Here is a 14110-nt window from a genome sequence, read left to right as displayed (position 1 = left end):
CGCCGGAGCCGTCCCGGAGGGCCCCCGCTCCCCCGTGGACGCCCGGTCAGCGCCGGACGAAGGTGTTCGTCAGCGAGCCGATGCCCTCGATCTGCACGGTCACCTGCTGGCCGGCGTCGACCAGCCCGACGCCCGCCGGCGTGCCGGTGAGGATGACGTCGCCGGGCAGCAGGGTGAACGCCGCCGAGGCGTGCTCGATGATCGCGCCGATCCCGTGGACCATGTCGGCCGTCGTGCCGTCCTGCCTGACGTCGCCGTCCAGCGTCGTGACGATCGACAGGTCGGCCGGGTCGAGCTCGGTCTCGACCCACGGGCCGAGGGGACAGCTGGTGTCGAACCCCTTGGCGCGCGCCCACTGTCCGTCGGTGCGCTGCCAGTCACGGGCCGTGACGTCGTTGGCGATGGTGTATCCGTAGATGCAGTCGGCGGCGTTCTCCGCCTTGACGCCCTTGGTGATCGTCTTGATGACGACGGCCAGCTCGCCCTCGTAGGAGACCTCGCTGCTGCCGCTCGGCAGGACGACGGGGTCGAACGGTCCGACGACCGACGTGTTCGGCTTGAAGAACATCATCGGCTCCGCGGGCGCCTCGCCGCCCATCTCCGCGGCGTGGTCGGCGTAGTTCTTGCCGATCGCCACGATCTTCGACCGCGGGATGACCGGCGCGAGCAGCCGCACGTCCGCGAGCATGACCGGGTCATGGCCGCTCGGCTGGAGCCCGACGTAGAGCGGGTCACCGGCGAGCGGGGTGAGGACCTCCTGCCCGGGGTCGCCCTGGACGATGCCGTAGGCCGGGTCGTCCCCGGTCGTGTACCTCGCGATGCGCACGCGCCTCAGCCTACGACGAGGCCGCCCGCGGTCGTCCCCCGGTCGTCCGGCAGCCGACGCGGTCGTCCCGGCCGTCGTCGCCTCAGAAGGTGCGCCGGAGCCTGAGGTCGAGCGGTCGGCCGTCGGGGTCGTAGACGAGGCGGTACAGGGGGTCGGCCCACAACCGGGTCAGCCGCCCCTGCGCCGGGCTGTCGACCGGACGCAGCCGGCCCGCCGGCCGCGGGGCCGAGGCAGGGTCGCGGTGCCAGGACGCGAGGGCTCGGGCGCTGTCGGCGTAGGCGGCGAAGTGGTCCTCGAGGGCCAGGTCGGCGTCGGTGTCGAGGTGCTCGCGTGCGAGCTCCTGACGCAGGCCCCGGGCCAGCTCCGGGTGCACGACCGCGGCGGACAGCTCGGAGTCGTGCGTCCATGACCGCCGGTTGAGGTTGTCCGAACCGACCGCCACCCACTCGTCGTCGACGACGCAGACCTTCGCGTGGACGTACACCGGGGTGCCCTGCCTGTTCTCGACCCCGTAGGCGGCGACGCGGCCCGGCGCGGCGGCGTGCAGCGTCTCGAGCAGCCTGGCCCGGCTCACGAGGTTCGGGGCGTGGGCGAGGGTGCCGTCCTGGTCCGGCTGGTGCGGCAGGACCACGACGACACGAAGACCGGGCGCCCGCCTGAGGGCGTCGACGAGGACGCCGCACACCTGCGCGGACCACAGGTACTGGTCCTCGAGGTAGATCAGGTGCCGGGCCCGCGAGAACGCCTTCGCATAGGCCCGCGCGACGCTCCGCTCTCCGCGTGGAGCGAACGGGTAGCCGCCCAGGCGGTGGCCGTACGTGCGCAGCAGCTGGACCGGGTGCGGCCCCGTCGGCGCCGGGTCCGGTTCCTGCGGTGGGAGCGGCCGGCGGCGCGGGCGGTCACCGCGCAGTCCGTCGAAGGCCCAGCGGATCGGCGAGCGGCTCAGCGCCTGGGGGTCCTCCCAGCGCTCGCGGAAGACGGTCTCGACGTCACCGACGACGGGACCGGTGAGCGCCAGCTGGACGTCGTGCCACGGGGGCCGGGGGCCGTAGACCTTCGCCATGGTCTGGGGCTGCGGGTCGCCGGCATGGCTCGCGTCGTCGCGCCGGCTGTGGCACAGGTCGATGCCGCCGAGGAACGCGACGTCCCACTCGGGCCGGCCGGGGTGCCGCAGCACCACGAACTTCTGGTGGTGCGAGCCGCCGAGCCGGACCCGCATGTCGAGGTAGCACTCACCACCGGCCGCGTTGATGTCCTCGCCGAGGTGACGGTTCTCCTCGGCGGAGAAGGCGAGCCGGTCCCAGTGGGACCGCCAGACGAGGCCGCGGACGTCGACGCCCCTGCGGGCGGCGTCGGCGAAGACGCCGGCGACCTCGCTCCCCGGCTCGCCCGTCAGGCGCTCGTCGGGGTCCCCGCGCCAGTCGACGAAGAGCAGCAGGTCACCCCTTCGCATCCGGCACACCCGGTCGCGAAGAACCGCGAAGTACGCCGCCCCGTGGATGAGAGGTGTGACGAGGTTGCCCTCGCTCCAGGCGAGCCCGCCGGGACGGCGCCTGTCGAGCAGGGTCGAGGGGTTGCCGCGCTCCTCGGCGCTGAGGTACCAGTCGGCGACGGCCACGGGAGCGAGCCTAGGCCGACGGCGGGCTCCGCCGGTGGATCAGCGCGGCCAGACGATGGTGACGTCGGCCGGCGAGCCGGGCAGTCCGCTGGCCCGGGTGCGGTACTCGGGCACGCCGACGCACGTCCAGAGCAGCCCCGCGACGTCCGCACCGAGCAGCGCCGCGAGGTCGGAGTCGCGGAACGTCATACCCGACGCGGCCGCGCCCAGGGCGTAGGCCATGAGGTGCAGCCTGCCCTCCGCGAGACCTGCGAGCAGCTGGGCGTCGCGGTAGCCGTGGTCGTCGAGGTCCGCGAGGTCGACGCCGCTCATGGCGACGAACGACGCGTCGTGGGCCAGCCCCTGCTCGAGGGCCACCCCGTAGAGCTCGGCCCGGACGGTCTCCTCGTCCAGGGCCCGGACGGGGTGGTCGACGTCCGGCCACCGTGCGATGCCCGAGGGCACGCCGTCGACGGCGCTGACCCCGAGCCAGTGCGGCAGGTCGACACCCCGGAGCGCCACCGCCATGGCGTCGACGAGCACGTCGCGCGGCAGCGAGCGGTCGGCACGCAGCCGGCGGATCGAGCCCTTGCTCGCCACGACGGCATCGGTGCTCGGGCCGGCCTGCGCGCGCGTGGTCAGGTGGACCGGGGCACCCCTGCCGAGCTCGGCCCCGAGAGCGTCCCGCTCCCCCGCTCGCTGCGCCGCCGTGACGAGGGGGAACTCGAGGCCGTCGGCGTCGTGCCGACCCGGCATCGGGTCACCGGTCGGGTGCACGGCAGGGGCACCGGGGCCGAGCGCCACGAGGGCCACGGGCAGCTCGTGCACACGGTCGGCTCCGACGAGGGCGGCCACCTCGGCGTCGGCGAACGTCGTGAAGAGGCGGGCCGGGACGCCCGCGGAGTCGGCGAGCGCGAGCAGCTGGGCAAGCATCGTCCCGGCGTCCCAGTACACGTGCCGGAACCCGCGCTCACGGTAGCGCCAACCGGTGCGCCACGGGATGCCGGTGACGACCACGGTCGGGGCCTCACCCGTCGGCGGCGGCCCCACCGTGACGAGCGCGTGCGCCTCGGGGTCGTACCAGTGGAGTCCGGCAGGCACGTCGGCGGCGGCCTCGCCACCGCGCGGCACCGCGACGTAGAGCTCGAGCGGGAACCGGGCCCCCGCCGAGCCCGCGGCACGGAAGAGCAGGAGCCCGCCGTGCCGCCGCGTGCGACGAGTGACGCCCGAGGACAGGTAGAGCAGACGGGCGAGGGCGGCGAGGTCGAGTCGGGCCACGGGCACCTGGGCCGTGCCCGCGAGGACCGTGGTCGCCGGGGCGGTCGTGGCGGGCAGGTCCGGAGGCAGCAACGTCCGCGTCAGGTCGTCGTCGTAGTGCTTGTACCAGCGCGGGCGGTGGGCGAGGTCGTTCGGCACGAGGTCCTGGACGAGGCGGTCGTCGGGCGGCACCTCGGTCCACTCCCGGTCGGGCGAGTAGGACGTGAGGCGGTGCAGCAGGTGCGTGGGCAGCTCGACGTCGGGTCCCATGGGCCCATCCTGCCCGCCGAACAGCTCGTGGACCGCTCGTGGACCGCTCGTGGGCCGCTCGTGGGCCGCTCGGGCGCGGCTCGCGCGCGGCGGACCACCGCACCGATCACCTACCCTCGTCGCGTGCACGTGATGACCGAGCCCGAGTGGCGCGAGCGGACCCGGGCCCACGAGGCCCGGGTCGACGCGGCGACCGCGGGTCACCGCGCGCGGCGCCTCGACGGCCGCCCCCACCCGGTGGAGGACTTCCTGTTCACGTACTACTCCTTCACGCCGTCGCAGCTGCGGCGCTGGCACCCCGGTCCCGGGATCGCGTTGGACGGACCTGCGCCGCAGAGGGACTGGCGCTTCTACCGCCTCGGTGGCCCCACCGTGTCGGTCGACGTCGAGGCCTTCCTCGAACGGCGCGGCGACACGGTGCGGTTCGTGCGCGAGCTGCTCGTGCGCACCGCGGCACGACCCGGCCGCTTCGGCTGCTTCGGGCTGCACGAGTGGGCCATGGTGTACCGGCTCGACCCCTCGGACGTGCGCCACTCGGCGTGGCCGCTCCGGCTCGGACGCGAGGGGACCGACGCCGTCGTCGACACCCACCAGGTGGCCTGCTCGCACTTCGACGCCTACCGCTTCTTCACCCCGGACGCGGCGCCGCGCAACGCCCTGCGACCGACGCGGGCCGCTCAGGTCGACCTCGAGCAGCCGGCCTGCCTGCACGCCGGCATGGACCTCTACAAATGGGCCCACAAGCTCGTTCCCGTCGTGCCGGCCGACCTCGTCGCCGACTGCTTCGAGCTGGCCCGGGACATCCGTTCGCTCGACATGCGCGCCGCCCCCTACGACCTGCGCGAGCTCGGCTACGAGCCCGTGCCCATCGAGACCGCCGAGGGCAGGGCGCGGTACGTCGCGGAGCAGCGTGGTTTCGCCGGGCGCGGGCAGGCGCTGCGCGGCCGCCTCGTCGCGGCCCTCGATCAGGTCCTCCGACCCTCCGAGCCCTCCGAGCCCTCCGAGCGCTCCGAGCCCTCCGAGCCCTCGGTGCCCTCGATGCCCTCCGAGCCGTCGGCACCCTCGTCGTCGTCGACGTAGAGACAGAACGGGTGCCCGGCCGGGTCGAGCATGACCCGGACGTCCTCCTGCGGCTGGTGCTCCGCGAGCTGTGCGCCGACCTCGACGGCGTACGCGACGGCCTCGTCGAGGTCGTCGACCTCGAGATCGAGGTGCAGCATCATGAGCGGTCGGCCCGGCTCGCTGGGCCACACCGGCCGCACGTAGTTCGGCTCCTGCTGGAAGGACAGGTTGTACCCCCGGTCCGCCGACGGCGCGAGCGTCGCCCAGCCCGGCGTGTCCGTGAAGAGGGTCCACCCGAGCAGTCGCTGGTAGAAGTGCGCCAGCCCCGACGCGTCGGGGGCGTCGAGGACGACGCCGAACCAGTGGGAGCGCGTCCGTAGGGCCATTCCCCCAGTGTGAACCCGACTCCCGACCCGCCGGCGTATCAGGCGGGCCCGTCGTTGCTCTGAAGAGTGTCGGCGAAGGTTCAGGCACGCGCGCCGACGACGCTCTCCCGACAGGGGGTTGGTGCCGGACGGGGCCTGGGCCGTCCGGCACCAGCACCGGTCAGCCGTGGCGCAGGCCGGCGAGGACGACCTCGAGGCCGACCTCGAAGGCCTTGGCGACGGCCGCGGCGTCGCGTGCCCGGAAGTCGGGGTCGAGGTCGAGGGCGATGCGCTGGTTGTGCTCGGTGGTCACCGACCCGAGGACGTGGTGCAGCACGACCTCGGCGACGGCCTCGCGGTCGCGGCGTGACACCCCCGCGCGACCGACGAGCCGCACGAGGTCCTCGACGGGACGCAGCGATCGCGGGTCGACCGCGTGCGCCAGCGCCACGACGTCGGCACCGTCGGGCACGTGCCGCACCGCCTCGCGCAGGGCGTGCGCGTGCGCGGCGAGCGCCTCCTGCGGCGGTCGCTGCGGGTCGGGCTCGGGGATGGCCGCGAGCAGCCGCCCCGCGACCTCGACGAGCAGCTCCTGCTTGTTCGCGACGTGCCAGTACAGGGCACCGGGCTGCACGTCGAGCTCGCGCGCGAGGCGCCGCATCGTGAGGTCGGCCAGGCCGTACCGCCGCAGGATGTCGACGGCGGTCGATACGACCTGGTCCCGGCTCAGCGCCACGTCCGCCCCCTCCCCTGCTGCTCACCGACGGACGCGCCGCGTGACCTGGGTCGCGCGTCCACCGCGTTGACACCCGAGCGTAGCGACTCGGCATACTGAACGCCGTTCAAGTTGAACACCGTTCAGTGCCGAGCGCAAGGAGCCCGCATGACCCGCCGATTCGACGACCTGGCCGACGCCGTCCTGTCCGGCGCCCCGGCCACCGCCGAGGACGCCCTCGACGTCCTGCGGTCGAGCGACGAGGAGCTCCTCGACGTCGTCGCGGCCGCGGCCCGCCTGCGCCGCAAGCACTTCGGCAACACGGTGAAGGTCAACTACCTCGTCAACCTCAAGTCCGGGCTGTGCCCCGAGGACTGCCACTACTGCTCGCAGCGACTCGGCTCGACGGCCGACATCCTGCGCTACACGTGGCTGAAGAGCGACGAGGCGATCGAGCAGGCCCGCGCCGGCCTCCGGGGCGGCGCGACGCGCGTCTGCATGGTCAGCAGCGGGCGCGGCCCGACCGACCGCGACGTCGACCGCGTCGCCGGCATGGTCGGGGCCCTCAAGGCCGAGCACCCCGACGTCGAGGTGTGCGCCTGCCTCGGCCTGCTCAGGGACGGTCAGGCCGAGCGCCTGCGCGCCGCCGGCGTCGACGCCTACAACCACAACATCAACACGGCCGAGTCACAACACGACTCCATCGTCACGAGCCACACCTACGCCGACCGCGTCGAGACCGTCGGCCGGGCCCAGGCCGCGGGCCTGTCGGCGTGCTCGGGACTCATCGCCGGGCTCGGCGAGTCCGACGAGCAGCTCGTCGAGGCGCTGCTCGCGCTGCGCGACCTCGGCTCGGACTCGATCCCCGTCAACTTCCTCATGCCCTTCGACGGGACCCCGCTCGAGGGAACGTGGGAGCTGACGCCGGCCCGCTGCGTCCGCATCCTCGCCGCCGCCCGTTTCGTGTGCCCCGACCGCGAGGTCCGCGTCGCGGGTGGTCGCGAGATGCACCTGCGCTCCCTCCAGGCCCTCGCCCTGCACGTCGCGAACTCCATCTTCCTCGGCGACTACCTCACCTCGGAGGGACAGGCGGCCGAGGCAGACCTGGAGCTGATCCGCGACAACGGCTTCGTCGTCCTCGGTGCGGAACCCGCTGCGGGGCAGGGCGCTCCGGGCCCGGCAACCACGCCGTCACACGACCCGGCCAAGCGGCGTCGCGGCGCCGGCACGGCCGCCAGCCCCAATGCGTGAGGCCGCCGACGTGCTCGCACACGGGCCCAGCTCGGCGGACACGAGCGTCGTCGGGCGCGACCGGGGGCTCGTCTGGCATCCGTACGCGCCTCTCGACGGGGCCCCGCCCTACGCCGTGACCGCAGCCCACGGCGTGCGGCTCGACCTCACCGCGCCCGACGGCACCCGGTTCGAGGCCGTCGACGGCATGGCGTCGTGGTGGTGCGCGGTGCACGGGTACCGCCACCCCGCCCTCGACGCGGCGGCGCACGCACAGGTGGACCGGTTCAGCCATGTCATGTTCGGCGGCCTGACCCACGAGCCGGCGGTGACGCTGGCCGAGCGGCTGACCGCCCTGGCGCCGGGCCCCATGGCGCACGTGTTCTTCGCCGACTCCGGCTCGGTGTCGGTCGAGGTGGCCCTCAAGCTGTCGCTGCAGTACCAGGCCGGGTCGGGCCGGCCGGGCCGACAGCGGTTCCTCACGGTCCGCGGCGGCTACCACGGCGACACCTTCGCGGCGATGAGCGTCTGCGACCCCGTCGACGGCATGCACTCGGCCTTTCCCGGCGTCCTCGCCCGGCACGTCTTCGCCCCGCGCCCACCTGCGGCCCGCCACGACCCGGTCGCCGACGCGTGGCAGACCGATTCGGCCGCCCTCGAGGCCTGGGCGGCACGGCTGCGCGACCTGGGCCGGCGCCACGCCGACGAGCTGGCTGCCGTCGTCGTCGAGCCGGTCCTGCAGGGAGCCGGGGGCATGCACGTGTACGACCCACGGTGCCTGCGCATCCTGCGCGAGGTGGCCGACGAGCACGACCTGCTGCTCGTCGCCGACGAGATCGCGACCGGATTCGGCCGCACCGGGCGGCTGTTCGCCTCGGAGTGGGCGGGTGTCGCACCGGACGTCGTCTGCGTCGGCAAGGCCCTCACCGGCGGCTACCTCACCCTCGCGGCCGTCCTCATGACCGAAGCGGTCGGCGCCACGATCACCCGGTCGCAGTTCCGGGCCCTGCTGCACGGACCGACCTTCATGGCCAACCCCCTGGCGTGCGCCGTGGCCGCCGCCTCCCTCGACCTCGTCGAGGACACGTGGCACCGCGCCGTACCGCGCATCGAGCGTCGCCTGGCCGAGGGGCTGGACCCGGCGTCGGGCCTGGCCTCGGTCCGCGACGTGCGCACGCTCGGGGCGGTCGGCGTCGTCCAGCTCGACGAGCCGGTCGACGTGCCCGCGGTGACCCGTGCCGCGCTCGAGCGTGGGGCCTGGGTGCGCCCGTTCCGCGATCTCGTCTACACGATGCCTCCCTACGTGTGCTCGGACGAGGACGTCGACACCATCACGCGGGCCGTCGTCGGCGCCGTCGCGCAGGTGCACGGATGAGCGCCTGGGACGCGTGGCTGCACGAGCGCGCACGCGGGCGCGAGGAGCGCGGGACGGTCCGGTTCGACCCCGTGCTTCGCGTCGGCGGGCGGCACCCTGCCGAGCCCGAGCCGCTCGACCTCGCCTCCAACGACTACCTCGGCCTCTCGCGGGACGACCGCGTGGTGGCCGCCGCCCACGAGGCCATCGACCGGTACGGCGCGTCGGCCACCGCCAGCCGGCTCGTCACCGGCACCCTGCCGGTGCACCGCGAGCTGGAGGGTGCGCTCTGCCGCCTCACCGGGCAGCGGAGCGCCCTCGTCTTCTCGACCGGGTACGCCGCCAACCTCGGCGCCCTGACCGCGCTGTCCGGACGCGGCGCCGAGATCCTGCTCGACGCCCACGCCCACGCGTCGCTGCACGATGCCGCCCGCATGGCCCGCGTCCCCTACACGACCTTCGCGCACAACGACCCCGCCGACCTCGACGCCCGACTGGACGAGCGCGCCGGCCGGCGCGTCGTCGTCGCGGTGGAGTCGGTGTACTCGGTACTGGGCGACGCCGCTGCCCTGCCCGACCTGCATGCCGTGTGCCGCCGCCACGACGCCCTCCTCGTCGTCGACGAGGCCCATGGCATCGGCGTCGCGGGCGGGGGGCGCGGCCTCGTCGCGGCGCTCGGGATGGCCGGGGCCGACCACCTCGTCGTGACGCTGACCCTGTCCAAGGCGCTCGGCTCCCAGGGCGGTGCGGTGCTCGGCCCGGTCGCCCTGCGGGAGCACCTGGTCAACACCGCGCGGCCCTTCATCTTCGACACCGGCCTGGCCCCGGCCGCGGCCGGGGCCGCGCTCGCCGCCGCGGAGATCGTCACCGACGAGCCGGGGCTCGCGGCGCGGGTGCGCGAGAACGCCCGCACGATCGCGGGCCGCTGCGGCATCACGCCGGCCGCCGGCGCGGTGCAGTCCCTGGCGATGCCCTCGCCCGACGCCGCGGTCGCGGCTGCCCTCGAGCTTCGGGCCCAGGGCATCCTCGTCGGCTGCTTCCGTCCGCCGAGCGTGCCCGACGGCGTCTCGCGGCTGCGGGTCACCGCCCGCGCCGACCTGCCCGCCGACACCGTGGCCGAGGCCGCCGAGCTCGTCGCCGTCGTCGCCGCCGTGCACGCGGTACCGACCGCCCCGGCGGGGCAGCCGTGACGCTGCCGGCGGTCATCGTCGTGACCGGCACCGACACCGAGGTGGGCAAGACCGTCGCGACCGCAGCCGTGGCGGCCGTGCTGGCTGGCGCCGGCCGACGCGTCACGGTCTTCAAGCCGACGCAGACCGGCGTCGCACCCGGTGAGTCGGGCGACGTCGCGGAGGTCGAGCGCCTGTCCGGCGTTCCGGGCTTCGAGGGGGTCCGGCTGCCTGCGCCGATGGCGCCCCGGGCCGCGGCCGCGCTCGAGGGGGCGGCCCTGCCGGCGTTCGCCGACCACGTCGACGCGGTGCGTCGCCTGTCAGCCGGGCACGACCACGTGCTCGTCGAGGGCGCGGGCGGCCTGCTCGTCGAGCTCACCGACGCGGGCGAGACCCTCGCGGACCTCGCGCGCGGCCTGCCGGACGTCGGCGTGGTGCTCGTCGTCCGCAGCTCTCTCGGCACGCTCAACCACACCATGCTGACTCGGGAGGCGCTGGGGCACAGGCGTATCCGTCAGCTGGGTGTCGTCATCGGCGCCTGGCCCGAGGACCCCGACGTCGTCGAGGTCACGAACCGCGAGCACCTCGCCGGCCTCCCCGAGGGCCTGCTCGGCGCCGTCCCCGCCGGGGCAGCGACGCTCGCCCCCGACACCTTCCGGGCGAGGTCCGGCTCCTGGCTCCCCGGACTGCTCACCCTGCTGCGCGGGACGACCTGACGGCGCCCACCGCCGGCGCGGCGGCGACCCCACGGGCACCGCTCCTGCGGCGCGGGCCCCGTCAGCGCCTGGGCACGTCCTGCCGGATGAGGCCGCGGACGATGCCGTCGGTGAGTGCGCGCCACGATGCGGCGAGGATCGAGCCCGCGACGCCGATGGTGTCCCACGACGTCTCACCGTCGGAGGTCTCGATGAGCACGCGGGTCACGGCGTCGGTGCCGTGCGACGCGTCGAGGATGCGCACCTTGAAGTCGATGAGCTCGAGCTTCTCGATCTCGGGGTAGGCGCGGGACAGCGCGTCGCGCAGGGCGTGGTCGAGGGCGTTGACCGGGCCGTTGCCCTCGCCGGTCGCGATGAGGCGCGAGCCGTCGGCGCGCAGCTTGACGGTGGCCTCGGAGGTGGCGTCGCCGGTGCCCGAGGAGTCGGTGATGACGCGCCACGACTCGACCTCGAAGTAGTGCGTGCAGCCCGGCTCGAGGGCCTCGCGGATCATCAGCTCGACGGTGGCGTCGGCCGCGTCGAACGTCCAGCCGCGCAGCTCGAGGTCCTTGACCTCGGCGAGCACCGCCGCGACGACGTCCGGCCGCTCGGACAGGTCGAGCCCGGCCTCGCGGGCCTTGAGCTCGATGCTGGCCCGGCCCGCCATGTCCGACACGAGCGTGCGCATGCCGTTGCCGACCAGCTCGGGGTCCATGTGCTGGTAGAGGTCGGGGTCGACCTTGAGCGCGCTGGCGTGCAGGCCGGCCTTGTGCGCGAAGGCGCTCGCGCCCACGTAGGGCTGGCGGCTGTACGCCGGCACGTTCGTCACCTCGCTGATGGCGTGGGCGATGTGCATGGCCCGCCGGAACGCCTCGGGCGCCATGGCCTCGAGGCCGAGCTTGAACTGGAGGTTGGCGGCGACGGTGACGAGGTCGGCGTTGCCGGTGCGCTCGCCGTAGCCGTTGACGGTGCCCTGCACGTGCGTCGCCCCGGCCCGCACGGCGGCGACGGAGTTGGCGGCGGCACAGCCGGTGTCGTTGTGGCAGTGGGCGCCGATGCGGGCACCCGTCGAGGCGATGACGTCGGCGACGACCTCCTCGACCTGGTGCGGCAGCATGCCGCCGTTGGTGTCGCAGAGGACGACGACCTCGGCGCCCGCCTCGTGCGCCGTGCGCACGACGGACAGGGCGTAGTCGCGGTCGAGGAGCCAGCCGTCGAAGAAGTGCTCGCAGTCGACGAAGACGCGCCGGCCCTGCCGGGCGAGGTGCGAGACGGTGTCGCGGACCATCGCGAGGTTCTCCTCGAGCGTCGTCTTCAGGGCCCGCTCGACGTGGCCGGTGTGCGACTTCGCGACGAGGCACACGACTGCTGCGCCGGAGTCGACGAGGGCCTGCACGAGGGGGTCCTGCGCCGCGACGCCCCCAGCCCGTCGGGTCGCCCCGAAGGCCGCGAGCGTCGCGTGGCGCAGTCGCAGCTCGCCCTTGGCGCGCTCGAAGAACTCCGTGTCCTTCGGGTTCGCCCCCGGCCAGCCACCCTCGATGAAGTCGACCCCGAGGTCGTCGAGCAGCCCGGCGATGGCCAGCTTGTCCGACACCGACAGGTTGAGACCCTCCTGCTGGGCGCCGTCGCGCAGGGTGGTGTCGTAGACGTGCAGCGCTTCCATGGCCTTCATTGTCCTCGATCTCGGGGATGGCTCCGTGTGCGGTCGTCCTCGGTGCTCGTCATCGGGCCTGGGGCCGGTGCCGCCCGTGCCGGGTGTGGCCTGGGCCGCGGTCTCCCTCACGGTGGTTCGGGAAACAAAAAGACCCCCGGGGTGCGGGAGGTCTGCGCGACGAGGGTCTCTCGTCGCGCTAGTCGATAATGAGCGTGCTGGTGTGCACGAGGTGCGGCTTCACGCTCGTCAATGTAGGGGCGCGGAAACATCGCCGAAACACCTGGTCCGGATGTTGGGACCGACATCTCGTGCCGCAGCGCCCTCGCGCGGCCCGTCGTGCTCAGGTGCGGGCCGACCGGCCCCGCACCCTGGCGCGCGCCGCGTCGACGAGCGCGTCGAAGAGCCGGGCGTCCTCACCCTCCTCGGGGTGCCACTGGACGGCCAGCCGGAAGCTGGCGGCCGGGTCCTCCATCGCCTCGAGCGTGCCGTCGTCGGCCCACGCCGCCGCGACGTACCCGGGGTGCGTCAGCACCGACTGGTGGTGGTAGCTCGGGACGTCGACCGACGGGCCGAGCACGGCGGACAGGCGGGTGCCCGCCACCGTGCGCACCGGGTGGCTGCCGTACGTGGCGGGCGCCGGCGAGTGCCCCTCGTGCCCGACGCGCTCGGGAGTGTGCTGCTCGAGCCGGCCGCCCGCGGCCACGGCCATGACCTGCATGCCCCGGCAGATGCCGAGCACCGGCACGTCGAGGGCCGCCGTGGCCCGGGCGAGCGCCACCTCCGTGGCGTCACGGTCCGGGCGCGAGGCCTGGACGGCCGGATGCCGTGTCGCGTCGTACAGCTCCGGCGCGACGTCGGCCCCACCCGCGATGACGAGCCCGTCGAGCCGGCCGAGCACCGCACGCATCAGACCCTCGGAGCCGTCGGGCCGCGGCGGGATGACGAGGGCGATGCCGCCGGCCTCCTCGACCTTGCGCACGTAGCTGTGCGGCAGGAGGGCCGACGGCACGTCGACCCAGTCGCCGCGCGACGCCGGCTCGACGTACGACGTGATCCCGATGACCGGGCGGGTCACGGTGTCCGACACGGCCCCTCCTCGACGCGAGACACGGTGTCAGAGGGGCGTGACGTAGGCACCGGAGATGCCGCCGTCGACGAGGAAGGTGGAGGCCGTGATGAAGCTCGACTCGTCCGAGGCGAGGAAGAGCACGGCGTTGGCCATCTCCTCCGGCTCGCCGAACCGGCCCATCGGCACGTGCACGAGACGGCGCGCGGCCCGCTCCTCGTCCTTGGCGAAGAGCTCCTGCAGCAACGGCGTGTTGACCGGACCCGGGCACAGCGCGTTGACGCGGACGCCCTCGCGGGCGAACTGGACACCGAGCTCGCGGCTCATCGAGAGCACGCCACCCTTGCTCGCGCTGTAGGAGATCTGCGACGTCGCCGCGCCCATGACGGCCACGAACGAGGCCGTGTTGATGATCGAGCCCTTCTTCTGCTCGAGCATGTAGGGCAGGGCGGCCTTGCAGCAGAGGTAGACCGACGTCAGGTTGACCTCCTGGACCCTGCGCCACGCGTCGAGGTCGGTGTCGAGGATGGAGTCGTCCTCGGGCGGGGAGATGCCGGCGTTGTTGAAGGCGATGTCGACCGATCCGTAGGTCTCCTTGGCGGTGGCGAAGAGCGCGTCGACCTCCTCCTTGCTCACGACGTCGACCTTGACGAACGTGCCGTCCACCTCCTCGGCGACGCGCGGGCCGTTGACGGCGTCGAGGTCGCCGATGACGACCTTCGCCCCTTCCTCGGCGAACCGCCGCGCGGTGGCCAGGCCGATGCCGGAGCACCCGCCCGTGATGACTGCGACCTTGCCGTCGAGCCTGCCTGCCATGACTCCTCTTTCCTTGCTGTCCGGGGGTGTCGGT

Annotated in this window: 13 protein-coding genes; 5 read left to right on the top strand and 8 right to left on the bottom strand. The window is 74.0% G+C overall.

Annotated elements, in window-relative coordinates; all coding sequences use genetic code 11:
* Positions 1 to 46: 46 nt before the first annotated feature.
* The 3 genes from AC1VM9_RS14430 to AC1VM9_RS14420 form a co-directional block, all read right to left on the bottom strand.
* On the bottom strand, positions 47 to 826 hold the full coding sequence (locus AC1VM9_RS14430) for a fumarylacetoacetate hydrolase family protein (protein WP_481342644.1): 780 nt from the start codon (positions 824 to 826) through the stop codon (positions 47 to 49).
* An 82-nt stretch (positions 827 to 908) separates the two neighbouring features.
* Positions 909 to 2444 carry a phospholipase D family protein gene (locus AC1VM9_RS14425; protein ID WP_481342643.1) on the bottom strand — a complete coding sequence of 512 codons (1536 nt, stop codon included), beginning with the start codon at positions 2442 to 2444 and terminating at the stop codon, positions 909 to 911.
* A gap of 39 nt (positions 2445 to 2483) precedes the next feature.
* Positions 2484 to 3950: a hypothetical protein gene (locus AC1VM9_RS14420; protein WP_483123105.1), complete on the bottom strand. Its 1467-nt coding sequence runs from the start codon at positions 3948 to 3950 to the stop codon at positions 2484 to 2486.
* 123 nt (positions 3951 to 4073) lie between these two features.
* Here AC1VM9_RS14420 and AC1VM9_RS14415 point away from each other — a divergent pair, with 123 nt between their 5' ends.
* On the top strand, positions 4074 to 5030 hold the full coding sequence (locus AC1VM9_RS14415) for a 3-methyladenine DNA glycosylase (protein WP_483123104.1): 957 nt from the start codon (positions 4074 to 4076) through the stop codon (positions 5028 to 5030).
* Here the strand turns inward: AC1VM9_RS14415 and AC1VM9_RS14410 are convergent.
* Entirely contained in the window at positions 4916 to 5398 is a 483-nt protein-coding gene (locus AC1VM9_RS14410) for a VOC family protein (RefSeq protein ID WP_483123103.1), read from the bottom strand. The genes AC1VM9_RS14415 and AC1VM9_RS14410 overlap by 115 nt on opposite strands.
* Positions 5399 to 5558: 160 nt before the next feature.
* Positions 5559 to 6113, bottom strand: a complete 555-nt coding sequence (locus tag AC1VM9_RS14405; RefSeq protein ID WP_481343890.1) for a TetR/AcrR family transcriptional regulator C-terminal domain-containing protein — start codon at positions 6111 to 6113, stop codon at positions 5559 to 5561.
* A 147-nt stretch (positions 6114 to 6260) separates the two neighbouring features.
* Here AC1VM9_RS14405 and bioB point away from each other — a divergent pair, with 147 nt between their 5' ends.
* The 4 genes from bioB to bioD are packed head-to-tail and all read left to right on the top strand — an operon-like array spanning position 6261 to position 10561.
* A complete protein-coding gene (gene bioB, locus AC1VM9_RS14400) occupies positions 6261 to 7343 on the top strand; it encodes a biotin synthase BioB (RefSeq protein ID WP_483123102.1) in 1083 nt (360 codons plus the stop codon).
* Positions 7336 to 8697, top strand: a complete 1362-nt coding sequence (bioA, locus tag AC1VM9_RS14395) for an adenosylmethionine--8-amino-7-oxononanoate transaminase (protein WP_483123101.1) — start codon at positions 7336 to 7338, stop codon at positions 8695 to 8697. The genes bioB and bioA overlap by 8 nt, the downstream gene beginning before the upstream one ends.
* Positions 8694 to 9866 carry an 8-amino-7-oxononanoate synthase gene (locus AC1VM9_RS14390; RefSeq protein WP_483123100.1) on the top strand — a complete coding sequence of 391 codons (1173 nt, stop codon included), beginning with the start codon at positions 8694 to 8696 and terminating at the stop codon, positions 9864 to 9866. Before bioA ends, AC1VM9_RS14390 begins: the two co-directional genes overlap by 4 nt.
* Positions 9863 to 10561 carry a dethiobiotin synthase gene (bioD, locus tag AC1VM9_RS14385; RefSeq protein WP_481347029.1) on the top strand — a complete coding sequence of 233 codons (699 nt, stop codon included), beginning with the start codon at positions 9863 to 9865 and terminating at the stop codon, positions 10559 to 10561. The genes AC1VM9_RS14390 and bioD overlap by 4 nt, the downstream gene beginning before the upstream one ends.
* 61 nt (positions 10562 to 10622) lie before the next feature.
* On the opposite strand, the gene cimA is transcribed toward bioD, so the two are convergent.
* From cimA to AC1VM9_RS14370, 3 genes are all read right to left on the bottom strand, one after another.
* Positions 10623 to 12203 (bottom strand): citramalate synthase, encoded by a 1581-nt coding sequence (gene cimA, locus AC1VM9_RS14380; RefSeq protein WP_483123099.1) that lies wholly within the window; start codon positions 12201 to 12203, stop codon positions 10623 to 10625.
* 331 nt (positions 12204 to 12534) lie between these two features.
* Entirely contained in the window at positions 12535 to 13281 is a 747-nt protein-coding gene (locus tag AC1VM9_RS14375; RefSeq protein ID WP_483123098.1) for a gamma-glutamyl-gamma-aminobutyrate hydrolase family protein, read from the bottom strand.
* 27 nt (positions 13282 to 13308) lie between these two features.
* Positions 13309 to 14076 carry a 3-oxoacyl-ACP reductase gene (locus AC1VM9_RS14370; protein ID WP_481347031.1) on the bottom strand — a complete coding sequence of 256 codons (768 nt, stop codon included), beginning with the start codon at positions 14074 to 14076 and terminating at the stop codon, positions 13309 to 13311.
* Positions 14077 to 14110: the final 34 nt, after the last annotated feature.

It is taken from the genome of Monashia sp. HAY1-11D (genome assembly GCF_056868035.1).
This window is presented reverse-complemented; position numbering and strand designations above follow the sequence as displayed.

What these genes read in the sequence shown, in the direction of transcription:
- cimA (WP_483123099.1), bottom strand. Translation starts at nt 12,203, where the DNA reads ATGGAAGCGCTGCACGTCTACGACACCACCCTGCGCGACGGCGCCCAG.
- AC1VM9_RS14410 (WP_483123103.1), bottom strand. Translation starts at nt 5,398, where the DNA reads ATGGCCCTACGGACGCGCTCCCACTGGTTCGGCGTCGTCCTCGACGCC.
- bioA (WP_483123101.1), top strand. Translation starts at nt 7,336, where the DNA reads ATGCGTGAGGCCGCCGACGTGCTCGCACACGGGCCCAGCTCGGCGGAC.
- AC1VM9_RS14420 (WP_483123105.1), bottom strand. Translation starts at nt 3,950, where the DNA reads ATGGGACCCGACGTCGAGCTGCCCACGCACCTGCTGCACCGCCTCACG.
- AC1VM9_RS14390 (WP_483123100.1), top strand. Translation starts at nt 8,694, where the DNA reads ATGAGCGCCTGGGACGCGTGGCTGCACGAGCGCGCACGCGGGCGCGAG.
- bioB (WP_483123102.1), top strand. Translation starts at nt 6,261, where the DNA reads ATGACCCGCCGATTCGACGACCTGGCCGACGCCGTCCTGTCCGGCGCC.
- AC1VM9_RS14370 (WP_481347031.1), bottom strand. Translation starts at nt 14,076, where the DNA reads ATGGCAGGCAGGCTCGACGGCAAGGTCGCAGTCATCACGGGCGGGTGC.